Origin of the sequence: Lysobacter claricitrinus, from assembly GCF_045866565.1 — a bacterium.
Lineage (GTDB): Bacteria > Pseudomonadota > Gammaproteobacteria > Xanthomonadales > Xanthomonadaceae > Cognatilysobacter > Cognatilysobacter claricitrinus.
Window position 1 is genome coordinate 140383 of record NZ_BAAFZV010000002.1, and the last position, 24396, is coordinate 164778.

The following is a 24396-nucleotide window of genomic DNA, read 5'->3' on the forward strand; positions in this document are numbered from 1 at the left end:
CCGATTCACGGTGGGAACGGCATGGACGGCGAATCCAGGCATGACATCCGGCGGCGGCAACGCGCGCGCGACGACGCTTTCGTGCGCGTGCGCGGCGCGCGCGAACACAACCTCAAGGACATCGACGTCGACATCCCGCGCGACGCGCTGGTGGTGTTCTCGGGCGTGTCGGGATCGGGCAAGTCGTCGCTCGCCTTCGGAACGCTGTACGCCGAAGCGCAGCGCCGCTACTTCGAATCGGTGGCGCCGTATGCACGCCGCCTGATCGACCAGGTCGGCGTGCCCGACGTCGACGAGATCGAAGGGCTGCCGCCTGCAGTGGCGCTGCAACAGCAACGTGGCACCGCGAGCGCGCGGTCGACGGTGGGCAGCGTGACCACGCTGTCGAGCCTGGTGCGCATGATGTATTCGCGCGCCGGCACGTATCCGCCGGGCCGGGCGATGCTGTATGCCGAGGATTTCTCCGCGAACACGCCGCAGGGCGCGTGCCCGAACTGTCATGGCCTTGGCTACGTGTACGACGTGACCGAGGCGTCGATGGTGCCGGACCCGTCGCTGTCGATCCGCGAGAAGGCGATAGCGTCGTGGCCCCCCGCGTGGCACGGGCAGAACCTGCGCGACATCCTGGTGACGCTCGGCTACGACGTCGATCGCCCATGGAAGGACCTTCCGAAGAAGGACCGCGACTGGATCCTCTTCACCGAGGAGACGCCGACGGTACCGGTGTACCCCGGCTTCACGCCCACCGAGACGCGCACGGCGCTCAAGCGCAAGACCGAGCCCGCGTACATGGGCACGTACATGGGCGCGCGACGCTACGTGCTGCACACCTTCGCGACGACCCAGAGCGCGCTGATGAAGCGTCGCGTTGCGCGCTATCTCACCGGCACGCTGTGCCCGGTGTGCGACGGCAAGCGGCTCAAGCGCGAAGCGCTATCGGTCAAGTTCGCGGGCCTCGACATAGGCGAACTGTCGCAGCTGCCGTTCGACCGGCTCGCGGACGTATTGCGACCCGTTGCGGAAGGTCGCTTCGACGCGGCATCGGGCAAGGCACATGGCGACGCACGCGGCGCCGAAGCCACCAGGCGCGACCGCGCCACGCGCAAGGCCGCCGGCCAGGCGGCGCACGCCGCGGCGCCCAACATCCATCGCACAGGCACGATGTCCGAAGAAAAGCGCATCGCTGCGCAACGCATTGCGGCTGATCTGGTCGCGCGCGTCGGCACGCTGCAGGGTTTGGGGCTGGGCTATCTCGCGATGGATCGTTCCACGCCCACGCTGTCGCCCGGCGAACTGCAGCGACTGCGCCTGGCCACGCAGATCCGCTCGAACCTGTTCGGTGTCGTGTATGTGTTGGACGAACCGTCCGCCGGCCTTCATCCCGCCGACAGCGAGGCGTTGTTCGACGCGCTTCTGCAACTGCGCGAGAGCGGCAATTCCATCTTCGTGGTCGAACACGATCTCGGCATGATGCGGCGCGCCGACTGGCTGGTGGACGTCGGCCCCGGCGCCGGCGAGCGCGGCGGGAAGGTGCTCTACAGCGGACCGCCGCCGGGACTCGATGCCGTGCGGGAATCGGAAACCGCGCGCTACCTGTTCGACCGCGTGGCGGCGTCGTCGCGTGCGCCTCGCGAACCAGCCGGCTGGCTGGAACTGCGCGACGTGCATCGCAACAACCTGCACGGTCTCGATGCGCGCATTCCCCTCGGCGTGCTGACCGCCGTGACCGGCGTGTCGGGTTCGGGCAAGTCGAGCCTGATCAGCCAGGCGCTGGTCGAACTGGTCTGCGCGCATCTCGGCCACGAGCCGGAAGATGACGAGCCGGAACCCGAAGACGGCCCGAGCATCGTGCAACGCACGCGCGGGCACCTGGGCGGCGATGTCGATGCGATCCGCCGGCTGGTGCGTGTCGACCAGAAACCGATCGGCCGCACGCCGCGATCGAACCTCGCGACCTACACGGGCCTGTTCGACCATGTGCGCAAGCTGTTCGCGGCCACGCCGGATGCGCGTCGTCGCCGCTACGATGCGGGGCGTTTCTCGTTCAACGTCGCCAAGGGACGTTGCGAAACCTGCGAAGGCGAAGGGTTCGTCAGTGTCGAGTTGCTGTTCATGCCGAGCGTGTACGCGCCGTGCCCGACGTGCCACGGCGCGCGCTACAACGAGGCGACGCTGAAGGTGCAGTGGAACGGCAAAAACATCGCGGACGTGCTCGCGATGAACGTCGAGGAGGCCTGCGACTTCTTTGCGGATGAATCCACGGTGCTGCGCCCGCTCAGGCTGCTGCGCGACATCGGGCTCGGCTATCTGCGACTTGGCCAGCCGGCGACCGAACTTTCCGGCGGCGAGGCGCAACGCATCAAGCTGGTCACCGAGTTGCAGCGCAGCCAGCGTGGTCGTGGCCTGTACGTGCTGGACGAACCGACCACGGGCCTTCACCCGGCCGACGTGGATCGGCTCATGGCGCAACTGCACGGCCTCGTCGATGCGGGCAACACCGTCGTGCTGGTCGAGCACGAGATGCGGGTCGTCGCGCAGAGCGACTGGGTGATCGACATCGGGCCCGGCGCGGGCGAGCAGGGTGGTCGGCTCGTCGCCTGCGGTACGCCAGTCGATGTCGCGCGGTCCGCCGACAGTCGCACTGCGAACTATCTCGCCGATGTCATGGGCCACCAACGCCGGTAGCTTCTTCGTCGCAGCTCGCGACGTCGGCAACCGGGGACGGCGGCATCGCCGGAACTTCCGCGGGCACCGCGACCTCGTCGTGCGACATCGGGAGCATCTTCGCCTTCCGCCAGCCGCCGAACCGGTAGTACGCCGCAGAGGCGATCATCGCCACGACCGCGCTCACCGGGAAGCTCCACCAGATCGCGTCGGCGCCAAGCCGCGGTTGCAGCAGCGATGCGAACGGCACGCGCACGCCCCACAGCGCGAACGCGAGGATGAGCAGCGGCGGAATCACCGCGCCGGTCGCGCGCACGACGCCCGACAGGACGAACGTCACGCCGAAGAACATGAAGGAGAAGATCACGATGGGATCGAGGTGCTGCGCGATCGCCAGCGCCGGGCTCGACGCGGGCAGGAACAGCGACAGCGTGGCGTGGTCGAACACGATCAGCGGAACGATCAATGCGCCGGTCATGAGGAAGTTGAACAGCACGCCGGATTTCGCCGTGGCGTGCACGCGGTCCCAGCGATGCGCGCCGACGTTCTGCGCCGCCATCGACGAGCAGGCCGCGCCGATCGCCATCGCCGGCATCTGCACATAGGTCCACAGCTGCAGCGATGCGCCGTATGCCGCGGTGGTGTCCACACCGTGCTTGTTGACCATCGTCATCATCGCGAGCATCGCGACCGAGATCAGCATCATCTGCAGCCCGATGGGAATGCCCTTGCCGATCAGCGACTTCAACACGGCGAAGTTCGGCTTGTAGAGATGCCGTTCATTGCGGCTGATCCACAGGCGATGCTTCTTGTGGCGCAGCCAGAGTAGAAGCGCGGCCAGGCTGGTTGCGTTCGCGATGAGCGTCGCCGTCGCCGCGCCGGAAATGCCCATTTCCGGGAACGGCCCGAGGCCGAACAACAGCACCGGGTTGAAACCGATGTCGAGCGCCACCGTCATCAACAGGAAGATGAAGGGCGTGCGCGTATCGCCGGAGCCGCGCAGGATCGCGGTGATGAAGGTGAAGGCGTAGAGGAAAGGCAGTGCGAGGAAAATGATGCGCAGGTAGGACTCGGCGAAGGGAAGCGCGGCAGCTGGCGTATCCATCCACGCGAGCAGGTGTCGCGAGAACGGCAGGCCGATCGCGGCGATGATGACCGACAGGCCGATGAAGAACGTCGCGCTGGTGCCGATCACGCAACGCGCCTGCGTGAGGTCGTTGCGACCGATCGCCTGCGCGACCAGGATGCTGGCCGCCATGCCGACGCCGAACACCGCGCCGAGCAGCAGGAACATCACGTTGTTGGCATTCGCGGTAGCGGTGAGCGCCTGTTCGCCGAGGAACCGGCCCACCCACACCGCGTTGATCGACCCGTTGAGTGACTGCAGAACGTTGCCGCCCAGGATCGGCAGCGCGAACAGGAACAGGGTGCGGGCGATCGGGCCTTCGGTGAGGTTGTGGCGCTGTGGCATTCGGTCCTCCGACTCATTCCAGCCTACCGGGCAGGCGTGACCGCGGCGCGCATTCGCCAGCCTCGTCCGCAGACGAACGGCCCCAGATGTGAACGCCCGGTTGGCGCGCCGATAACAACCGTGTCGATAACCTGTGAACGCTCCCGGTCGCCGGTGCACGGACCGCCGCCGGGATGCGCGGACCGTCGCGGCCGCCCTGCAGCCTTGCGACGGAATGGAACGGTGTCGTCCCCCCCACGACACCGACGCCAACGGAGGACGTAGAAATGGCGAACAGCAATGGCGGCCGCCACGGTGGCGGCTTCGGCAGCATGGATCCGGACAAGCAACGCGCAATCTCGTCGATGGGCGGCCGTGCCGCACACGAGAGCGGCCACGCCCACGAGTTCGATTCCGCGGAGGCCCGCGAGGCCGGCCGCAAGGGCGGCGAAGCCGTGAGTCGCGACCGCGCGCACATGGCGCAGATCGGCAGGCTCGGCGGCGAGGCCAGTCACGGCGGCGGTAAACGCCCCGTCGTGCCGGTAGAGCGCGCATCGAACGAACGTCGCGCCGACCCGCTGATGGGTGACGTGGTCTGACCTGAGGCACGCACCAAAGAAAAAGCCCCGCGGGTGCGGGGCCTTCTCCTGGGCCGTTGTCCGGCTTACATCACGTTGGGCTCGCTGAAGGCTTCCGGCTCGCCGTCGAAGGCCTCGATCGGCACGCACGAGCAGAACACGTTCTTGTCGCCGTAGACGTTGTCGACGCGCGCCACGGGCGGCCAGTACTTGTGCTGCCTCAGCACCGGCAACGGGAACGCGGCGAGTTCGCGCGGGTAGGCGTGCGTCCATTCGCTGCCCGCGACCATCGTCGCGGTGTGCGGCGCGTTCTTGAGCGGGTTGTCCTCGCGATCGAGGCGACCGTCTTCGATCGCGCGGATCTCGTCGCGGATCTGGATCATCGCGTCGATGAAGCGATCGAGTTCGTGCAGCGATTCGCTTTCGGTCGGCTCGACCATCAGCGTTCCCGCGACCGGGAAGCTCAGCGTGGGTGCGTGGAAGCCGAAGTCGATGAGGCGCTTGGCGACGTCTTCCGCGCTGATCCCGGTCGCGTCCTTGATCGGGCGCAGGTCGAGGATGCACTCGTGCGCGACGAGTCCGTTACGACCGGTGTAGAGCGTCTCGTAATGCGGCTCGAGCTTCTTGGCGATGTAGTTCGCGTTGAGCAGCGCGACCTGCGTGGCGCGACGCAGGCCGGACGCGCCCATCATCGTGACGTACATCCAGCTGATGGGCAGGATCGACGCGGAGCCGAAGCTCGCGGCCGACACCATGCCGACCTCGCCGTTGCCGACGCCTTCCGTGCGCATGCCGTCCTTGTGCAGTGCGCCCGGAAGGAACGGGGCGAGGTGCGACTTCACCGCGCACGGGCCAACGCCGGGGCCGCCGCCGCCGTGCGGAATGCAGAACGTCTTGTGCAGGTTGAGGTGCGAGACGTCCGAACCCCACTTGCCCGGCTTCGCGACGCCGACCAGCGCGTTCATGTTCGCGCCATCGGTGTACACCTGGCCGCCGTGCCTGTGCACGATCTCGCAGATCTCGACGACGTCTTCCTCGAACACGCCGTGCGTGGAGGGGTAGGTCATCATGATCGCGGCGAGGCGATCGCTGTACTTCTCGGCCTTCGCGCGGATGTCGGCGACGTCGACGTTGCCGTTGGCGTCGCACTTCGTCACCACCACCTGCATGCCGCACATCTGCGCCGACGCCGGATTCGTGCCGTGCGCGGACTCCGGGATCAGGCAGATGTCGCGATGGCCTTCGTTGCGCGACAGGTGGTAGGCGCGGATCGCCAGCAGGCCGGCGTATTCGCCCTGCGCACCGGAGTTCGGCTGCAGGCTCACCGCGTCGTAGCCGGTGCACTCGACCAGCATGTCTTCGAGGCTGGCGATCAGCTCGCGATAGCCTTCCGCCTGGTCGGCCGGCGCGAACGGATGGATGTTCGCGAACTCCGGCCACGTCACCGGGATCATCTCGGCGGTGGCGTTGAGCTTCATCGTGCACGAGCCGAGCGGGATCATCGTACGGTCGAGCGCGAGGTCCTTGTCGGCCAGCATGCGCATGTAGCGCAGGATTTCGTGTTCGCTGTGATGCGTGTTGAACACCGGATGCGACAGGAACGCGCTCGTGCGCTGCAGCTCCGCCGGAATCAGCGACGGGGCCTTCGCATCGAGCGTGTCGATGTCGGGCAGCTTGGCGTCATCGCCGCCGAAGATGCGCCAGAGCAGTTCGAGGTCCGCACGCGTCGTCGTTTCGTCGAGCGAGATGCACAGGTACTCGTCCCACGCGACGCGCAGGTTCGCGCCCATCGATCGCGCGCGCGCCGCGATCGCATCGGTGCGGTCGCCCGTCTTGAGGCAGATCGTGTCGAACGCCGTGTTGTGGTGGTAACGGTCGTAGCCGAGCTCGGCGAGGCCGGCGGCCAGGATCGCGGTCATGCGCGCCACGCGCGAGGCGATGCGCTTCAGTCCGTCCGGGCCGTGATACACGGCGTACATCGACGCCATCACCGCCAGCAGCACCTGCGCGGTGCAGATGTTCGACGTCGCCTTCTCGCGACGGATGTGCTGCTCGCGCGTCTGCAGCGTGAGGCGGTACGCCGGCTTGCCTTCGGTGTCGATCGACACGCCGATCAGGCGGCCCGGCATCGAGCGCTTGAACGCGTCTCGGCAGGCCATGAATGCGGCATGCGGGCCCCCGAAGCCGAACGGCACGCCGAAACGCTGGCTGTTGCCGATGACGATGTCCGCGCCCATCTCGCCCGGCGGCTTCAGCAGCGTCAGCGCGAGCAGGTCGGTCGCGAAGACGACGAGTGCGCCCTTCGCGTGGATCGTCTCCGCGTCCTGGCCCCAGTCGGCCAGCCAGCCGCTCGATGCCGGGTACTGGATCAGCACGCCGAAGAAATCGCCCTTGTCGAGCGCGACCTTCCAGTCGTCCGCGCCCATCGCCAGCTCGACGCTGATCCCCAGCGGCTCGGCTCGCGTGCGCAGCACTTCGATCGTCTGCGGATGCGTGTCGCCGGAGACGAGGAAGGTGTTCGACTTCGACTTCGCCGAACGCTTGGCCAGCGTCATCGCCTCGGCAGCGGCCGTGGCCTCGTCGAGCAGCGACGCGTTCGCGATCTCCATGCCCGTGAGCTCGGCGACCATCGTCTGGAAGTTGATCAGCGCTTCCATGCGGCCCTGCGAGATCTCGGCCTGGTACGGCGTGTACGCCGTGTACCACGCCGGATTCTCGAGGATGTTGCGCAGGATGACGTTCGGCGTCTGCGTGCCGTAGTAGCCCTGGCCGATGAAGCTGCGGACGACCGTGTTCTTCGACGCGATCGCGCGGATCTTCGCGAGTGCCTCGACTTCACTGATCGGCTCGGGCAGCGCGAGCGGATTGCCCGACTTGATGGAGCCGGGGACGATCGCGTCGGTCATCGCATCGAGCGAATCGTGGCCGACGGTGCGCAGCATCTGCGCGATCTCGGCGTCGTTCGGGCCGATGTGGCGTTCGATGAAGCCGTCGTGGTGCTCGAGGGCGCGCAGGGAAGTGGGCTGGGTCATGGAGAGCTCTGGCGGCGAAGGAGGGTGGCGCGGTGTCCGCTTCGGCGACATGCGTCGCGGAACGAACACCCGGCCAGCCGGCCTCGCGGCCGTCTGGCGCTCGCAGGCTCGCAGCTCGCGCTGCTCGAAAGCCCTGCTCGCCCCTCTGTCCTTCTGCCTGAGAGTTTCGACACGCGGGGGAGGATGCGTGTCTTGCCCCTTCGGCGCCGGCGCGTGCCCGAAGGCCGGCCGATCTCTCCAGAGTGTGTGCAACCGGCGGTGTGGGGGCCTGAGCGATTCCGGGCGATTGCGCCTTCGGCAGCGGGTCGAAACCCGCTTCTCCCACCGGGTGCGTCGACGCCGATTGTACCGCGTGGGCTGGGCCGCCCGCAGGCGGCCGGATACGCGGGCGGCTGTGCATGGAAACGGGACGCACGGATGATCCGGGTCGCGCGATCGACCCTCGTCGTCGCCCTGCTCGCCACCATGGCCGGCGCGAAGGAGTCGGAGGTGGGTTTGGTCGCGCTGCCGACGCTGCCGCTGCAGGCGCCTTCGGTCGACGCGTTCGTTCCGGTCGGTTGGGCGGCGGCTATGTCGAGAACAGCGTGCGCAACAGCGGCGAGGTCACCGACACCAGCGTCAACCTGCTGACCAACAAGGCGTCGCGCACCGTAGGCAGCATTGACGACGACCGCACGCACGTTCGGCGCTACAAACGGAAAGCCCGCGCGCCGGTGTACCTCGACACGGTCACTGACGAGTTCGACCGCGGCATCCCGTACAAGTGACCGACGTCAGGCGGTGGCCGCTTCGTCCGCCGCCTGCAACTGCAGCTGCCACAGCTGCGCATAGTGGCCGAGCGCGGCGATGAGCTCGTCATGCGTGCCGTGTTCGACGATGCGGCCCGCGTCCATCACCAGGATGCGGTCGGCGTTCATCACCGTCGACAGCCGGTGCGCGATCACCAGCGTGGTGCGGCCTTCGGCGATGCGTTCGAGTTCGGCCTGGATCGCCTTCTCCGAGCGCGAATCAAGCGCCGATGTCGCCTCGTCGAAGATCATGATCGCGGGGTTCTTCAGCAGCGCACGCGCAATCGCCACGCGCTGCTTCTCGCCGCCGGACAGCTTCAGGCCGCGCTCGCCGACTTCGGTGTCGTAGCCGTCGGGCATGGCAAGGATGAATTCGTGGATGTGCGCGGCCTTCGCCGCGGCTTCCACTTCCTGGCGCGTCGCGTTCGGGCGGCCATAGTGGATGTTGTAGTAGATCGTGTCGTTGAACAGCACCGTGTCCTGCGGCACGGTCGCGATCGCCGCACGCACCGAGCCTTGCGTGAGATCGCGAAGGTCGTGGCCGTCGATGGTGATGCGGCCGTGGTCGGGGTCGTAGAAGCGGTAGAGCAGGCGCGCGAGCGTCGACTTGCCCGAGCCGGAATGGCCGACGACGGCGACGGTCTGCCCCGGTCGGATCTCGAAATTGACGCCCTTGAGGATTTCCCGTCGCGGGTCGTACGCGAAGCGCACGTCCTCGAACCGCACGTGCGCGTTGCGCGTGTGCAGCGGCTGCGAGTCCGGCTTGTCCTGCACGTCGAGCTTCTGGTCGAGCAGTCCGAACAGGCGCTCCATGTTGGTGATCGACTGCTTGATCTCGCGATACATCATGCCGAGGTAGTTCAGCGGCGCGGCGAGCTGCAGCAGGTAGGCGTTGACCAGCACCAGGTCGCCCAGCGTGTACTGACCGGCGACCACGCCCGCGGCCGCCCGCCACATCAGCGCGGTGACGCCGAGCGACACGATCGCGGTCTGGCCGACGTTGAGCACGGCGAGCGACTTCAGGCTCATCACCGTCGCTTCCTCGACGGTGCGGAGGTTCTCGTCGTAGCGGCTGGCTTCGTGCTCTTCGTTGTTGAAGTACTTGACGGTTTCGTAGTTCAGAAGCGAGTCGACCGCACGCGCGTTCGCCTTCGTATCCGCCTCGACCTTGGCGCGGTAGTAGCGCGTGCGCCATTCGGTGACGGCGAACGTCCAGCCGATGTAGCCGGCGAGCGTCAGGAGCGTGATCGCGCCGAACGACCAGCCATAGCGGTACACGAGGAAACCGGTGACCAACGTGACTTCGATGATCGTCGGGATGATCGTGTAGATCGTCCAGTCGAGCAGGTCGGTGATCGCGGTGCCGCCGCGTTCGACGTCGCGCGAGACGCCGCCGGTGCGGCGCGAGAGATGGAACTTCAGGCTCAGCGCGTGCAGGTGGCGGAACACCTTGAGCGTGACCTCGCGTGCGGTGCGCGCCATCACCCGCGCGAACACCACCTGTCTCAGTTCGGTGAAAAGGTTCACACCGACTCGCGCGGCGCCGTAGGCCGTGAGCAACATGACAGGCAGCACGCGCAACGTCGTTTCGATGTTCAACGAGTCGACGATGTGCTTGAGCAGCATCGGTACCGTGAGGCCGAGCAGCTTCGCGGCGAGCAGGCAGCCGATCGCAAAGGCGATGCGCGCGATGTGCGGCTTGAGGTAGGGCAGTAACGAGCGGACGATGCCGAAATCGCTGCGCTGCGTGCCGCGGGTGGCGACGCTCAGGGGGTCGGGGGAGGCCATGCGGTCAACGTAAGGGCGCGGGCGTGACGGAACAACCCGCGGCCGGTCCACGGCGCGTTCCACCCGTCGCGCGAAGCGGCCGTCCGGCGTGGTTCCAGCGGCCGCCACCGCAGCGCCGGTTACCCTAGTCCGCCGTATCGCATGCCGACCATGACGCCGAACGTCCGCCCGTCGACGCGACGACTCGCCCTGCTGCTGGGTGGGCTGGCGATGTTCGGCCCGTTCTCGATCGACACGATCTTCCCGGCGTTCCCGCAGATCGGCGCGCAGCTCGGCGCCGACCCGGTGGCGATGCAGCAGACGATCAGCGCCTATCTGGTCGCGTATGCGCTGATGAGCGTGGTGCACGGGCCGCTGTCGGATGCGATCGGGCGGCGACGCGTGATCCTCGGCGGCCTGGTGGTGTTCGCGGCGGCCTCGGTCGGCTGCGCATTGGCGAAGGACCTGCCGACGCTGCTCGCGTTCCGCGCGCTGCAAGGCCTGTCGTCGGGCGTGGGCCTGATCGTTGGCCGCGCGGTGATCCGCGACATGCTGCACGGGCCCGACGCGCAGCGCCTGATGAGCCAGGTGTCGATGATCTTCGGCATCGCGCCGGCGATCGCGCCGATCATCGGTGGCTGGCTGCTCGGCTGGAGTCGCTGGCCGATGATCTTCTGGTTCCTGGTGGCGTTCGCGCTGGTGTTGCTGGTGATGACGTGGGCGGTGTTGCCCGAGACGCATCCGCCTGCGTCGCGCCTGCCATTCGTGCCGCGCACCCTGCTGCGCGACTACATCGCGATTTTCGTGAACCCGCGCTTCCAGCGGCTCGCCGCCGCGTCGTCGTTCAACTTCAGCGCGCTGTTCCTGTACATCGCGTCGGCGCCTGTGTTCGTGCTGGAGATGTTGCGCCTGCACGGCCGGCACCTTGGCGAAACCCAGTTCGGCTGGTTCTTCGTGCCGACCATCGGCGGCATGGTGATCGGCGCGTTCGTGTCGGGACGCGCGGCGGGCAAGCTCAGCGGCGATCGCCTCGTGCGTATTGGTTTTGCCGCGACCGCGATCGCGATGGTGTTCAACGTCGTCTACAACGCGATCGCGCCGGTGCCGCAAATCCCGTGGGCGGTGCTGCCGATGACGCTGCATGCCTTCGGCATCGCGCTGGTCTTCCCGGTGCTGACGCTCGCGATACTCGACATGTATCCGCGCCAACGCGGCTCGGCGTCGTCGCTGCAGGCGTTCACCAGTCTCGTCATGAACGCGCTGGTGGCCGGCGTGGTGTCGCCGCTGCTGTCGCACCACGTGCTGTGGCTGGCCGCCGCCGCGACCATGATGACGGTGATCGCGTTCGGCTTCTGGAGCTGGGAGGCCGCGGTGTCCAGGAAGCAGGCGCTGCGCTGCGAAGGCGCGGACGTGCCGACGCCGTAAGCTGCAAAGAAGAAGGGCCGGCAATGCCGGCCCTTCGTTCGATCACGCCTTGGCGGGCGGCGCGGGTTTCGCGGGGACCGGCGAGGACGCCGGCGGCGCGGACGTCACCGCGTTGGGCTCCCAGCCGCAGGTCTTGCCTTCGTTCTGTTGCTTCAGCCATTGCTGCAGCGGTGCGAAGTATTCGAGCACGGCGGATGCGTCCATCTTCTCGCTGCCGGTCATTTCCTTCAGCGTCTTCTGCCACGGCTGGCTCGCGCCGTGCGACAGCATCGTCAGGTAGCGACGGCCCGCTTCCGGATTGCCGTAGAAACTGCATTCGTACAGCGGCCCCTTGTAGCCCGATGCATCGCAGAGTGACTTGTAGAACTGGAACTGCAGGATGTCGGCGAGGAAGTAGCGCGTGTACGGCGTGTTGGCCGGCACGTGGTACTTCGCACCGGCGTCGAAGAACGCCTCGCTGCGCGGCGTCGGCGGCGCGACGCCCTGGTACTTCGCCTTCAATTGCCACCACGCGGTGTTGTAGTTCTCCGGCTTGATCGAACCGTCGAACACACCCCAGCGCCAGCGGTCGATCATCAGGCCGAACGGCAGGAACGCCACCTTCGCCAGCGCCATGCGCATCTGCGCGTTGATCAGCGCGTCGTTGCTCACCTGTGGCTGGTCGACCAGGCCGATCTGGTGCAGGTACGACGGCGTCATCGACAGCACGATGGTGTCGCCGATCGCTTCGTGGAAGCCGTCGTGCGCGCCCGCCTGGAACAGCGGCGGAAGCTTGTTGTAGGCCAGGTAGTAATAGACGTGGCCCATCTCGTGATAGATGGTGGTGAAGTCTTCTTCCGTCGGCTTCGTGCACATCTTGATGCGGACGTCGCCGGACATGTTCATGTCCCATGCCGATGCATGGCAGACGACGTCACGATCGCGCGGCTTGATGAACTGCGTGCGCTCCCAGTAGCTCGCCGGAAGCTTCGGCATGCCGATGGACGTGTAGAAGTCCTGCGCACGCTCGTTCATCTGTTTGGCGGTGGCGAGCAGCGCGTCGTGCTCGGCCTGCGACATCGCCGACGGCGAATGATCGCCGCTGACCTTCGCCGTTTCCGCCGTCAGGTTCTTCTGGTACTGCGCCTCGAGCGCCGAATTCACGTCAAGGCTGCCCGCGCCCGGATACGGCGCGAGGATGTCCCAGAGGTTGCTCCAGTCCTGCTGCCACATGTTGCCCATCAGGTGTGCCGGCAGCATGTGGCCGGCGACGTGGCCGCGCTGCGGGCCGTACTTGGCGTCGAGCTTGGTCCCCGCGTAGCAGTGCAACTGTTCGTAGAGCGGCTTGACCTGGCCCCAGAGGCGATCGGTTTCGGCCGACAGCTCGGCGGGCGTCATGTCGTAGCCCGAACGCCAGAGCTCGCCGGCGTCGGCATAGCCCATGTCGCGCGCGCCTTCGTTGATCAGGCTCGCAAAGCGCGTGTAGTCCTTGCGCTGCGCGGCGGCGGTGGAATGCCAGCCCTGCCAGGCGTCGAGCTGCTCGTCGTAGTCGCGGCTCTTGGCCAGCACTTCCTCGAGATCGCCCAGCTGGCGACACGTCTTCGCGGTGCCTTCGCCGGTGCAGTACGTGCCCTTGCCGTACGCGCCTTCCATGCGCGTCGCGATTTCGGTGAGTTCGGCGAGCTTCTTCGGATCCTTCGGCGGCGGCATCGCAGCCTGCAGCTTCAGCAGCTGGATGGCACGCGCGGTGTCGGGCGACATCTTCTGCCCTTCGAAGCGGCGCGACTGCTCGATCCAGCGATTGAGCTGGCCGAGATAACGTTCGTTCGCCTTCGCCGACACGAGTTCGCTGTCGTCGTTGATGTAGGTCGACGACAGCCATTGCGCGGCGGTCAGCTCCGGATACATCGCGCGGTATTCGTCGTTGACGCGCGCGACGAACTGGTCGGCGGTTTCGTTCTCGGGCGGCGCGGCAGTGCCGGGCGCGGTGGAGCCGGTCGTCGTCGACGTGCCGGGGGGCGCCTTGCAGCCGGACAGGCCGAGGACGGCGACGATGCTCAGGGCGAGCAGGGCGCGAACGGGTTTCATGGGCGCATTCCGCTGGGGTGTCCCCGGAGGCTAGAGGCCGTCCCCGGCCCGTGCAAGGTGACCGCTGGGCCAAGCGGTTCAGCCCGGCAGGCGCAGGCGCCGCGTCGAGGCGTCGACGAGCCCGGTACGGCCGAGCCACGCCCAGGCGTCATCGGCGTCCTGCTCCACGTAGGCCTTGGCCGAGCCCAGCCGGAACGTGTAGCCCCAGGCGTCCATGTCGGCGAGCACGCGATCCGCGCCCACGCCCGGCAGCTCGCCGCCGAGCAGCGACTGCAGCACGCAGACGGCGTTTTCCTCGTCGATCGAATCCGTGGCGTCGGTGTGCACCGTTTCGCGGCGCTCCGGCGGCAGCACGATCAGGTGCGCCGCCTCGTGCAGCATCGAATGCACCGGCGTGTCGCGTCGCACGTATACCGTCGAGCCGATCAGGCCGGCCTCGCATTCACCCCAGTAGCTCCCGGGAATCGGATCGCCGTCGGCCACGCGCGCGAGCACCAGGCCGTAGCGCGCGAGCAGTGCGGCGGCGGTGTCGAAATCGATGTCGGCGAGAGTGAGCATGGGCTTCAGACGACGATGCCCCCGCACGGGCGAGGGCATCGTCAGGGCGTCGCGGTCGGGGAGGTCAGGCCTGCGCCGGACCTTCCGGCAGCGCGACGGAGATGTCGAGCACCTTGTTGTCGCCGTCGCCGATCAGGTCGACCTTGACGGCCTCGGCGTCGACGTTGACGTACTTGCGGATCACCTCGAGCAGCTCGCGCTGCAGCATCGGCAGGTAATCCGGGCCGCCGCGCGTCACGCGCTCGTGGGCCACGATGATGCGCAGGCGATCCTTCGCGACCGAGGCCGTCTGCTTCTTCGTCGTCAGGAAATCGAAGATGCCCATGGCTCAGCCTCCAAAGAGCTTGCCGAAGAAGCCCTTCTTCTCGACCTGCACGAACCGCAGTGGACGGCTCTCGCCGAGCAGTCGCGCGACCGAGTCGTCGTAGGCCTGCGCCGCGTCGGACGTCGTCTCCAGGATGACGGGCTCGCCCTTGTTCGAGGCGTTCAGCACGTCGCCCGATTCCGGGATCACCCCCACCGCCTTGAGCCCGAGGATTTCCTCGACGTCGCCGATGCTCAGCATTTCGCCGGTCTCGACGCGCTTCGGGCTGTAGCGCGTGAGCAGCAGGTGTTCCTTGACGCGTTCACCGTTCTCGGCGCGGCGCGTCTTCGACGCCAGCAGCCCGAGGATGCGGTCCGAGTCGCGCACCGACGACACTTCCGGATTCACCACGACGACCGCCTGGTCCGCGAAGTACATCGCGAGGAAGGCGCCCTTTTCGATGCCGGCCGGGGAGTCGCAGACGATGTAGTCGAAACCGTCGGCGGCGAGGTCGTTCAGCACCTTCTCGACGCCTTCCTTGGTCAGCGCGTCCTTGTCACGCGTCTGGCTGGCGGCGAGCACGAACAGCGTGTCGAAACGCTTGTCCTTGATCAGCGCCTGCTTGAGCGACGCCTCGCCATGCACGACGTTGACGAAGTCGTACACCACGCGGCGCTCGCAGCCCATGATCAGGTCGAGGTTGCGCAGGCCGACGTCGAAGTCGATGACCGCGACCTTGTGGCCGCGGCGCGCGAGGCCGCAGGCGAGGCTGGCGCTGGTGGTGGTCTTGCCCACGCCACCCTTGCCCGACGTGACTACGATGATTTCTGCCAACTGAGGTTCCTCCGGATTCGTTCTCAGGTCCCCGCCGGCAATGCCGGTGCGGGCGACAGCATGCCCTAAAGCATGCGGATGTGTGACGGCTTACGCGTCGAGTGCTTCGATCCGCAGTTGGCCGCCGTCGAGCCACACCTGCACGGGCTTGCCGAGCAGGTTGGCAGGAATGTCCTCGGACACCTTGTACTGCCCCGCGATCGCGACGAGTTCGGCGTGGAACTCGCGGCAGAAAATGCGCGCCTGTTCATAACCCTGGGCGCCAGCGAGCGCGCGCCCACGCAGTGCGCCGTAGATGTGGATCGAACCGTCGGACATCACTTCCGCGCCCGCCCCGACAGAGGTGAGCACGGTGAGGTCGCGATCGGCGGCATAGACCTGCTGGCCCGAGCGGACGGGCGCCGTCTGCACCATTCCCGGCTGCGAGGCCGATGCGGCAGCGGGCGCCGCGACAGGCGCGGGCGCGGGCTCCGCAGCGCGTTCGCGACGCAGCGCAGGCGACGCGTCGACGGGCGCGCCGTCGGCACGTTCGTACTGCGCACGGAACTTCGCGAGCAGCGGAAGGCCAAGTTCGCGCGACAGCGCTTCGATCTCGCTGGTGCCGTAGGCGAGGGCGACGGGCAACACGCCCGCCTCGCGCAGTGCGTCGACCAGCGCCTGCGCGGTGGCGACGTCCGGCGTGCGCGTCAGACCGCCGAAATCCAGCACGACGGCGGCGCGCGCGAACAGGTTCGGCGCGCGCTGAACGCGACCCCGCATTTCCTCGGCGAGCTTGGCGACATCGAGCGTGCGCACGCGCAGGTTGGCGATGCCGACCTGGCCGATCTTCAATTCGCCCGCGGGTTCGAAATCCATTTGCGCGCTCATGCGCGGCCTCCGGCCACGCGCGTACGGGTGGCGATCGGCGTGCGCGGAGTATGGATCCAGGGCTCGGCGGGCAGGTCGCGCCCGTAGGCTTCGCGCACCCACGGGTAGCTGCACAGCGGTTTCATCAGCATCGACGCGCGAAGCCCGGTTTCGTCCATCACGTGCTGGCCGACCTCGTTGAAGCCGAACGTGCCGTGGAACAGCAGCACCGGGTCGTTGCCGCCTTGCATCAGCACCTCGCAGGCCATCTGCGGATAGCGCAGCTCGGCGTAGGTCTGCGCATCGGCGTAGAACGCGCGGCCGACACCGCCACCGCGACGCCGGCTCGCGACGACGATGCGGTCGATATAGAAAAACTCCGAATGACGCTCGCGGAACCAGCGGAAGTTCGAGCTGTCGTGATCCGACGCGTCGCCCATGCCGATCAGGAAGCCGGCGAGCGATCCGTCGCGCTCGGCGACACGGAAGTACTCGGCGGTTTCGTAGAAATGCTGGAGACGGTTGGCATCCAGCGGAAGGATCGCGGGGCCTGCGGCGTTGTTCAGGGCTAGGACGGAATCCAGCTCGTGCTCGCGCACGTCGCGGACGACGATCGACATTCTTCCGGCTCCGGGGAGGGCAGCCGAGCCAGTGCGGCGCGGCGCGCGATTATCGCACGCCCGCCGCGTCGGGCCAGCGCCGCTTGCCATGACTTTCGGCCGGAGGGCGCTGCGGAAACGCGGCGTAGGATGCATCGATGCCGGTCCAACTGAACCACACCCGACTTCTGCGGTACTCCGGTCTCTCGACCTGGGCCATGGTCGGCTTGCCTTTGCTCTACATGACGTTCGGGCCGCAGGGCGGCGAGGACCTCGCGGGCGACGAGGCGCTGGGCCCGCGATCGATGACGCTGCTCGGCTGGGGCGTCTACCTGCTTTTCGGCGCGAGCTACTTCTGGCTGGCCAAGGGATTCGGCCGCCGGACCGCGCGCATTGGCGACGTGATCGGGCTTTTGCTGCTCACCGCGAGCGCGATCGGCGTCAGCTACTACAGCCGAAGTGGCCTCGGCAGCGTGCTTCTGATGACCGCCGCGTGCCTGTTGCCTTGGCTTCTGCCATTGCGCGCGGGCATCCCGTGGCTGATCGCCAGCCAGTTCGCGGTGATGCCGGTCTTCGTCTACGGCTTCAACTTCCCGTTGTTCGAAGCGCTGATGCAGTCGCTGCTGTACACGGGTTTTTCGGTGTTCGTGTTCGCCACCAGCCTGATCGCACGCCAGCAAGCCGATGCGCGCGAGGAACAACGTCGACTCAACGCCGAACTGCGCGCCACGCGCCTGTTGCTTGCCGAGAGTGCGCGCGTCAATGAGCGCACGCGCATCTCGCGCGAACTGCATGACCTTCTGGGTCATCACCTCACCGCGCTCAGCCTGAATCTGGAAGTCGCCGGCCATCTCGCCGAAGGCCGCGCGAAAGACCACGTGCTGCAGGCGCATACGCTCGCGCGCCTGCTCCTCACCGACGTACGCGAAGCGGTGAGCCAGCTGCGCGAGGGTGGTGCGATGGATCTGTCCGTCGCGCTCAGGCCGCTCGCAGAGAATGTTCCGTCGATCGACATCCACATGGATATCGAATCGCCACTGACGATCGACGACCCCGAGCGCGCGCACGTGCTGCTGCGCTGCACGCAGGAAATCATCACCAACGCGGTGCGCCACTCCGGCGCACGCCACCTGTGGCTCGAAGCGCGTCGCGACGGCACCAACATCATCGTGACTGCGCGCGACGACGGTCGCGGCGCGAACCTGCTCGTCGCCGGCAACGGCCTGCGAGGCATGCGCGAACGCCTTGCGCAGCAGGGCGGCACCCTCGACATCGATACCCGCCCGGGCGACGGTTTCCGTCTCCGGCTCGTCCTGCCCATCGCGGCCGCCCAGGCCGTCCGAGAAGGAGTTGCCGCATGACCGCGCCATCCGTTCGTCGCATCCGCGTGATGCTGGTCGACGACCAGAACCTCGTCCGCCAGGGCGTGCGCTCGCTGCTTGCGCTGGCGGAGGGCATCGACGTAATCGGCGAGGCCGCCGACGGTCGCCAGGCGGTCGAGCAGATTCCCCAGATGAATCCCGACGTCGTGCTGATGGACATGCGCATGCCGGTGATGTCCGGCCTGGAGGCGGTGCAGACCCTCGCGCGCCTCGGCCAGCTGCCGCCCACGATCATCCTGACGACGTTCGACGACGACCAGCTGGTGCTCGCGGGCATCAAGGCCGGCGCGAAAGGCTACCTGCTCAAGGACGTCTCGCTCGACCAGCTCGTCGGCGCGATCCAGACCGTAGCCGACGGCGGTTCGCTGGTGCAGCCGGCCGTCACCCAGCGCCTGTTGTCGGGCCTGGAGCACATGCGCAACGATTTCGTCAGCCTCGATCGCCCGGATCCGCTGACCGAGCGCGAGACCGAGATCCTGCGGCTGATGGCAGGCGGATTCTCGAACAAGGAAATCGCGAATTCGCTGGGCGTGGCGGAGGGCACGATCAAGAACCACGTGTCGAACATCTTGTCGAAGCTGGGCGTGCGCGATCGCACGCGCGCGGTGCTGAAGGCGTTCGAGCTGCAGCTGGTCTGACGGACAGGAGTCCGGCCCGGCGCAGCGCGCCGGGCGCTTGCAGGAGTCACGCTGCGATGCCGCGTGGCGACGCCTGCTCACCGTCTCCAAGCTGGGCGCGCGATCGCATGCGTGCGGTGCTGAAGGCGTTGGAGCTGCAGCTGGTCTGACGCGCGCATCCGCGCGCGACGGGACGGCGACGCGCCCCGTCCGTCGGAGCCCCGGCCTGTGGGGAGCCCCGCGCCAGCGCGTGAAGGCGGCCGTGTCGCGCGGCTGTGGCGAGGCGCAACGTGCCGGACGGCGCGGAAAGGCCATCGGGATCGCAAAAACGGGGCCTGCTTCACGCCGGCGAACGAGAGGCGCATCCGACGTTCACGCCAGTGCCGCTGTCTTGCTACGATTGGCGGTCTGCGCCTCGGTCCTGCGACGGCTGGCGCGGGCCAGGCCCCGGAGAACTCCTGAATGACCCGTTTGCTCGAGATCCTCATTTCCATCGCGATCGTCTTCGCACTGTTCGTGATCGTGGGCGTTTTCCTGCCCAGCAGTCGTCACCTGTCCGAGTCGGTCCAGTCGAACCGCAAGCTCGCGATCGCGTTCGACCTGCTCAACAACACCCGTCGCTTCACCGACTGGAACCCCATCCTGCTGCACGACCCGGCCGCCGCCATCCAGATGTCGGGCAAGGACGAGGGCGTCGGCGCGAAGATCGCGTACCAGTCGAAGGTCCGCGGCGTCGGCAACGGCAGCTGGGAGATCAAGGAGAGCGAGCCGCGCTCGCGCATCCTCTACGCGATCGAGACCGATTCGCCGGGCAGCAACAAGCGCAGCGAGTTCAAGCTGAAGGCGGTGGGTAACCACGGCCGCAACACGCAGATCACGCAGACCTACGACGTCGACTACGGCTTCAATCCGATCGCGCGCTACGCCGGCCTGTACGTGAGCAACAGCGTGGGCGAGGACATCAAGCTCGGCCTGGGTCGCCTGTCGAACGCCCTCGCCGGCGTGCCGAACATCGACTACAGCCAGCTGCCCGTCGAGTACAAGGCGCCGCTGCCGACCCTCGGCAACCGTCCGGCCGAAACGTTGCTGACCGTCGGCGCCGTGGTGCCGATCGACCGCGACAAGATCAAGGGCCAGATGAACTCGAACCTCGAGTGGATCAAGAAGGTGATCGCCTCGAACGGTCTGGAGCAGGCCGGCCCGGTCCGCGTCATCACCAACGAACAGGGCTCGGCGAACTACTCGTTCGATGTCGCGGTTCCGGTGAAGAAGGCCGGTGCGGGCGACAAGATCGAAGGCATCAAGCTCGAGGGCCCGGTCAAGGTCGCCTACAACGATGCGTCGAAGATCGTGGGCACCACGTTCACCGGCGACATGGGCAACCTGCAGCGCCTGCGCGACGCCATGCGCGCCTGGTCGCTGACGCACGGTTACGCGACGGTCGATCGTCCGTACGAGCTCTGGAACGGCGGCATCGATGCCGGCTTCACCGACCAGGGCCAGTTCACGATCCAGTGGGCGGTCAAGTAATCCCGACCGACTTCGAAAACGCGCCGCTTGCGGCGCGTTTTTCGTTGGGGCGCGTGATCGCGTCGATGCGCGTCATCGGAGAGGGGACATGAGCCGCGAGGCGCGCTGGCCGGGCATCGTCGGCGCGTTGTTCGGCGCGTCCGGCGTCGGTCTTTCGGCGTATGCCGCGCACGCGGCGACGGGCGACGCGCAGCGCTGGCTGTACACCGCGGCCGCCATGGCGCTCGTGCATGGCATCGCGCTGGTCGCCTATGCGCCGCGCCGGTCGCGTGCTGGCGGCTTTGCGCAGGTCGGATTTGTGCTTGGCGTGCTGCTGTTTTCCGGCAGCCTGGTCGCTGCGCACGCATTGGGCTGGCCGACACCGCTCGCACCCGCGGGCGGCATGTTGCTGATCGCCGGCTGGTTGCTGGTCGCGGTCGAACGGGCGTCGCGCTGACATGCCACGGTGGTCACGAGGATTCGATGTCGACGCCGCGACGAAGCATCTGCGTCGCGCCGATCGCGCGCTGGGTGCGTGGATGCGCCGCATCGGCCCGATCGAGGCCGACGCACGTTGGCGGCGTCCGTTCGACCCGGTCGACGCCCTGGCGCGCGCAATTCTCTATCAGCAACTGTCCGGCAAGGCCGCCGCGACGATCGTGGGGCGCGTCGAAGTCGCGATCGACAGTAACCGCCTGCACGCCGACACACTCGCGCGTTGCGATGACCTGACGATCCGTGCATGCGGCGTTTCCGGCAACAAACTGCTGGCGCTGCGCGACCTGGCGCGTCGCGAAGCACTGGGCGAGATTCCGAACCTGCGGCAGATGTCGGTGATGGACGAGGACGCGATCATCAACGCGCTCGTTCCGATTCGCGGCATCGGGCGGTGGACGGTCGAGATGATGTTGATGTTCCGGCTCGGTCGTCCCGACGTGCTGCCGATCGACGATCTCGGCATTCGCAAGGGCGCGCAGGTGCTCGACGAACTGGATGCGATGCCGACGCCGCGCGCGCTCGCCGAGCGCGGCGAAGCGTGGGGGCCGTATCGGACCTATGCGAGCTTCTATCTCTGGCGCATCGCCGACTTCGCGGCGCCGGCGGCCAAACCGGTCAAGCGTTCCCAGAGCTGACCGCGCCGATCGGACGGCGCTAGACAACCCGTGGCGCGTTCTTCTCCACGTCGCGTACGCCGAGCCCGAAACGGGCGTGCAGGGCGGCGGCAAGTGCGCCCACATCGTTCGCCGCGTCGTCGAAGTGCATCGCATGAATGCCGAGCGCGGCGGGCGCGACCAGATTGCATGGGCTGTTGTCGATGAACACGACCTCGGCGGCCGAGGCGTCGAGCGCGTGCAAAGCGTGTTCGAAGATCGCCGGGCCGCGCTTGCCGCTGCCGACCGCCGCCGACACCACGATCGGATCGAACAGCGCCCGCAGCGCCCACCGGCGCGAAAGGTGGTCGATGCGGTCCTGCTTGTTGTCGGTGACGATTCCGACCGCGACGTGCGCAGCGAGCTCGCGCGCCAGCGCGAACATCGGCGCGTTAATCGGCGTGCTGTCGAACGCGTCGATCAGCAGGCGGATGTCGACATCGCGGCCGAGGCGTTCGCACACCGCAGGCCAGACCGATGCATGCGTCGCGCGTCCGTAGAGCAGGTCGTCGTTGAACGGTGCAAACGCGGCCCAGATCTCCGCGGCCGGCAGCGCGAGCGCCGCTGACAGCGACGCGACGGTGGTGAACGATCCGGACGGATGCGTCGTCAGTACGCCGTCGAAATCGAACAGCACGGCGCGGATCATGCTGCGGGTTTCGCGGTCTGCCCCGAAATCACGCGCATCAGCCGCGATGACGCCAGTGCCACGGCTCGTAGACGATGCCGTGCGGGTTGTCGCGCGGATAGCTCATGACGAACCCGTACGCGCCGGCGTTGCGTTGCAGCCAGTCGAAGGCGGCGCTGCGTTCGAACGATTCTTCGGCTGGTGGCTCACCGGGCGCGGAAATGTCGAGCGCGCGGCCCGAGTGATGCTCGCTGTAGCCCGGGGCCGCGTTGACGGTGAGGATCTCGTCGACCGTCTGGCCGCGCGCGAGTTTGCGATCGAAGATGCCGAGCTGGTAGTCGTGGCTGCGATAGCCCGAGATCGCCTCGAGCACGATGCCGTCGCGTTGCGCGGCGTCGTGCAGGTTGCGCCACGCGCGCGCCGCTGCCGGCCGCAGCCAGAGCGCGCGGCGGTAGCGGTCGAACCCTGCGAACGACAGCGCGGCGGGTTCGGCGACCAACTCCAGGCCTGTGCGTTCGCCGTAGGCGTCGGCGTCGAGGCCGAGCGCCTCCAGTCGATGTGCGATACGCGCGAGCGGCAGGTCGCGATCGTCGACATGGTGCGTGCGGGCCGACGACGCGAGGGCCTGCAACGCGGCGTCGACACCTGCTTCGCGTCGCCAGTTCCATGCGAGCGGCGCGATGCCGGCTGCGGACGATGCGGCGAGGAAGCGGCCGTCGCGCTTGCGGCGCAGCACGTGCGTCGCGCCCGCCAGCGCACGCGCATCGGCGTTCGAGCGCGCGCGCAGCAGGTGCGCGGGCCAGACCTCGATGTCGGGCGTGTTGACGAGGACGTTCGGCCGCGTGCGCATGTGGGCAGGTTAGCGGGCCGTGGCCGCCGCCGTCACCGCGTGCCGCGCGGCGATCCACGCGGCGACGTCGGCCAGCAGCTGCGCGTCGACGTGCCCCGCCGTCTGGTAATCCTGCGGGGTCGCCGCGCCGCTGCCGGCGATGGCGAGGTGGTTGAGCGCGGGATAGAAGTGCAGCGTGGCGCGCGGATCCGCGCCGAATGCCGATTGCCACAACGACCAGTCGGTGGCGGTCACCTGGAAGTCCCGGCCGCCCTGCAACAGCAGCATCGGCAGCTTCGAGGCGCGCGCATCGGCCAGCGGATCGATCGCGTCGATGGAGCGCCAGTACGCGGCGGGCAAGCCGAGCGGGGTGTCCTCGGCTGCGAGCGCGCCGCCCGATCGTACCGTGGCGATCAGCGCGTCGATGCGTGCGATCGCCGCCTTGTCGTCGTCGCTGAGAACGCCGTCGAGACTGGCGAGGTAGCGGTTCTGTTCGGGCAGCAGGTCGAGCAGGCGTCGCGCCGGCGAGGCCAGCATGATCACGCCGGCCGCCTGCCCCGAGCGCGCGGCGATGCGCGGCGCGAGCATCGCGCCCTGGCTGTGGCCGAGCACGAACACGCGCGACGGATCGATTCCCGGCTGCGCGCGCAGCATGGCGATCGCAGCGACGGCGTCGTCGGTCGTTTCGTCGTCGACGCTGAAGTCGTGGCCCGCGAACGCTTCGGGATGCGCATGCGTGCGCTTCTCGTAGCGCAGCACGGCGACGCCTCGCGCGGCGAGGCCGCGGGCGAGGTCGAGGAACGGGCGGTTCGCGCCGATCGTCTCGTCGCGGTCCTGCGGCCCGGAGCCATGCACCAGCACGACGGCGGGGAACGGGCCCGCACCGCGCGGCATCGCCAGCGTCGCGGGCAGCGCGCTCGCGCCCGTGCCGATCGCCGCTTCGCGCTCGACGTACGGCGCGTCGGCAGGCGGGGCGGCCGCCGGCGCGGGCGCTGCCGGCTGCACGAAGAAGCCCTTGACCTCGCCGTCGGCGCCGACCGCGACCTGCGCGAGCATTTCCGCGCCATCGCGATGCAGCGGGATGGTCACGACGGTGGCGCCTTCGACGGCGCGCACCTGCGGAACGCCGCGTCCGCGCGCGGCCGGCAGCGACTGCCAGACGCCGGCCAGGCGGTCGACCGGCACCGCCTGCCGCATCGCCGCGTCGAAGAACGCCTCGGCGGATTCATAGCTGCCGGCGTCGAGGCGGTCGAGCAGCTGCAGGGCCACGTCGGTGGGCGGCGGCGCGGCGCGCGCACCGGTTGCGGCGGTGGCGGCGATCAGCAGCACGATGGCCACGGCAGCGAAGGATTTCGTCGACGTCCGCAT

General features: G+C 67.9%; 21 protein-coding genes and 1 riboswitch. Of the genes, 9 read left to right on the top strand and 12 right to left on the bottom strand.

What is annotated here, in order from left to right:
• Positions 1-21 precede the first annotated feature (21 nt).
• On the top strand, positions 22-2685 hold the full coding sequence (locus tag ACKTTN_RS05340) for an excinuclease ABC subunit UvrA (RefSeq protein WP_407910016.1): 2664 nt from the start codon (positions 22-24) through the stop codon (positions 2683-2685).
• On the opposite strand, the gene ACKTTN_RS05345 is transcribed toward ACKTTN_RS05340, so the two are convergent.
• Positions 2663-4135, bottom strand: a complete 1473-nt coding sequence (locus tag ACKTTN_RS05345; protein ID WP_407908855.1) for an MATE family efflux transporter — start codon at positions 4133-4135, stop codon at positions 2663-2665. The two genes, ACKTTN_RS05340 and ACKTTN_RS05345, sit on opposite strands and share 23 nt — an antisense overlap.
• A 266-nt stretch (positions 4136-4401) precedes the next feature.
• Between ACKTTN_RS05345 and ACKTTN_RS05350 the strand changes: the two genes are divergently transcribed.
• Positions 4402-4713 carry a KGG domain-containing protein gene (locus ACKTTN_RS05350; protein ID WP_407908856.1) on the top strand — a complete coding sequence of 104 codons (312 nt, stop codon included), beginning with the start codon at positions 4402-4404 and terminating at the stop codon, positions 4711-4713.
• 65 nt (positions 4714-4778) lie between these two features.
• Here the strand turns inward: ACKTTN_RS05350 and gcvP are convergent, their stop codons facing one another.
• Positions 4779-7724: an aminomethyl-transferring glycine dehydrogenase gene (gene gcvP / locus ACKTTN_RS05355; RefSeq protein ID WP_407908857.1), complete on the bottom strand. Its 2946-nt coding sequence runs from the start codon at positions 7722-7724 to the stop codon at positions 4779-4781.
• A 135-nt stretch (positions 7725-7859) separates the two neighbouring features.
• Positions 7860-7975: riboswitch (glycine riboswitch) on the bottom strand.
• Positions 7976-8308: 333 nt separating this feature from the next.
• On the opposite strand from gcvP, the gene ACKTTN_RS05360 reads away from it, so the two are divergent.
• On the top strand, positions 8309-8491 hold the full coding sequence (locus tag ACKTTN_RS05360) for a hypothetical protein (RefSeq protein ID WP_407908858.1): 183 nt from the start codon (positions 8309-8311) through the stop codon (positions 8489-8491).
• A 6-nt stretch (positions 8492-8497) separates the two neighbouring features.
• On the opposite strand, the gene ACKTTN_RS05365 is transcribed toward ACKTTN_RS05360, so the two are convergent.
• Positions 8498-10300: an ABCB family ABC transporter ATP-binding protein/permease gene (locus ACKTTN_RS05365; protein WP_407908859.1), complete on the bottom strand. Its 1803-nt coding sequence runs from the start codon at positions 10298-10300 to the stop codon at positions 8498-8500.
• Between the two features lie 150 nt (positions 10301-10450).
• Here ACKTTN_RS05365 and ACKTTN_RS05370 point away from each other — a divergent pair, with 150 nt between their 5' ends.
• A complete protein-coding gene (locus tag ACKTTN_RS05370) occupies positions 10451-11704 on the top strand; it encodes a multidrug effflux MFS transporter (RefSeq protein ID WP_407908860.1) in 1254 nt (417 codons plus the stop codon).
• Positions 11705-11746: 42 nt separating this feature from the next.
• Here the strand turns inward: ACKTTN_RS05370 and ACKTTN_RS05375 are convergent, their stop codons facing one another.
• From ACKTTN_RS05375 to ACKTTN_RS05400, 6 genes are all read right to left on the bottom strand, one after another.
• Positions 11747-13771 (bottom strand): M2 family metallopeptidase, encoded by a 2025-nt coding sequence (locus tag ACKTTN_RS05375; RefSeq protein ID WP_407908861.1) that lies wholly within the window; start codon positions 13769-13771, stop codon positions 11747-11749.
• Positions 13772-13849: 78 nt separating this feature from the next.
• Positions 13850-14329, bottom strand: coding sequence for a hypothetical protein (locus ACKTTN_RS05380; RefSeq protein ID WP_407908862.1), 480 nt, complete (start codon positions 14327-14329; stop codon positions 13850-13852).
• Between the two features lie 64 nt (positions 14330-14393).
• Entirely contained in the window at positions 14394-14654 is a 261-nt protein-coding gene (gene minE, locus ACKTTN_RS05385) for a cell division topological specificity factor MinE (RefSeq protein ID WP_407908863.1), read from the bottom strand.
• Between the two features lie 3 nt (positions 14655-14657).
• On the bottom strand, positions 14658-15467 hold the full coding sequence (minD, locus tag ACKTTN_RS05390) for a septum site-determining protein MinD (protein WP_407908864.1): 810 nt from the start codon (positions 15465-15467) through the stop codon (positions 14658-14660).
• 90 nt (positions 15468-15557) lie between these two features.
• Entirely contained in the window at positions 15558-16334 is a 777-nt protein-coding gene (minC, locus tag ACKTTN_RS05395) for a septum site-determining protein MinC (RefSeq protein ID WP_407908865.1), read from the bottom strand.
• Positions 16331-16933 carry a GNAT family N-acetyltransferase gene (locus tag ACKTTN_RS05400; RefSeq protein WP_407908866.1) on the bottom strand — a complete coding sequence of 201 codons (603 nt, stop codon included), beginning with the start codon at positions 16931-16933 and terminating at the stop codon, positions 16331-16333. The genes minC and ACKTTN_RS05400 overlap by 4 nt, the downstream gene beginning before the upstream one ends.
• A 137-nt stretch (positions 16934-17070) precedes the next feature.
• Here ACKTTN_RS05400 and ACKTTN_RS05405 point away from each other — a divergent pair, with 137 nt between their 5' ends.
• The 5 genes from ACKTTN_RS05405 (at position 17071) to ACKTTN_RS05425 (ending at position 21553) form a co-directional block, all read left to right on the top strand.
• Positions 17071-18273: a sensor histidine kinase gene (locus tag ACKTTN_RS05405; RefSeq protein WP_407908867.1), complete on the top strand. Its 1203-nt coding sequence runs from the start codon at positions 17071-17073 to the stop codon at positions 18271-18273.
• Positions 18270-18932 (top strand): response regulator, encoded by a 663-nt coding sequence (locus ACKTTN_RS05410; protein ID WP_407908868.1) that lies wholly within the window; start codon positions 18270-18272, stop codon positions 18930-18932. The genes ACKTTN_RS05405 and ACKTTN_RS05410 overlap by 4 nt, the downstream gene beginning before the upstream one ends.
• Positions 18933-19373: 441 nt before the next feature.
• On the top strand, positions 19374-20441 hold the full coding sequence (locus ACKTTN_RS05415) for an SRPBCC family protein (protein WP_407908869.1): 1068 nt from the start codon (positions 19374-19376) through the stop codon (positions 20439-20441).
• An 88-nt stretch (positions 20442-20529) separates the two neighbouring features.
• Complete coding sequence (locus tag ACKTTN_RS05420) at positions 20530-20877, top strand: DUF423 domain-containing protein (protein ID WP_407908870.1); 348 nt, start codon at positions 20530-20532, stop codon at positions 20875-20877.
• A 1-nt stretch (position 20878) separates the two neighbouring features.
• Positions 20879-21553, top strand: a complete 675-nt coding sequence (locus tag ACKTTN_RS05425) for a DNA-3-methyladenine glycosylase family protein (RefSeq protein ID WP_407908871.1) — start codon at positions 20879-20881, stop codon at positions 21551-21553.
• Positions 21554-21572: 19 nt separating this feature from the next.
• Here ACKTTN_RS05425 and ACKTTN_RS05430 read toward each other — a convergent pair whose 3' ends face one another.
• The 3 genes from ACKTTN_RS05430 to ACKTTN_RS05440 are packed head-to-tail and all read right to left on the bottom strand — an operon-like array spanning position 21573 to position 24396.
• Positions 21573-22220 carry an HAD-IA family hydrolase gene (locus ACKTTN_RS05430; protein ID WP_407908872.1) on the bottom strand — a complete coding sequence of 216 codons (648 nt, stop codon included), beginning with the start codon at positions 22218-22220 and terminating at the stop codon, positions 21573-21575.
• A gap of 37 nt (positions 22221-22257) precedes the next feature.
• Positions 22258-23049, bottom strand: coding sequence for a M15 family metallopeptidase (locus tag ACKTTN_RS05435; protein WP_407908873.1), 792 nt, complete (start codon positions 23047-23049; stop codon positions 22258-22260).
• A 9-nt stretch (positions 23050-23058) separates the two neighbouring features.
• Positions 23059-24396 (bottom strand): alpha/beta hydrolase, encoded by a 1338-nt coding sequence (locus ACKTTN_RS05440; protein ID WP_407908874.1) that lies wholly within the window; start codon positions 24394-24396, stop codon positions 23059-23061.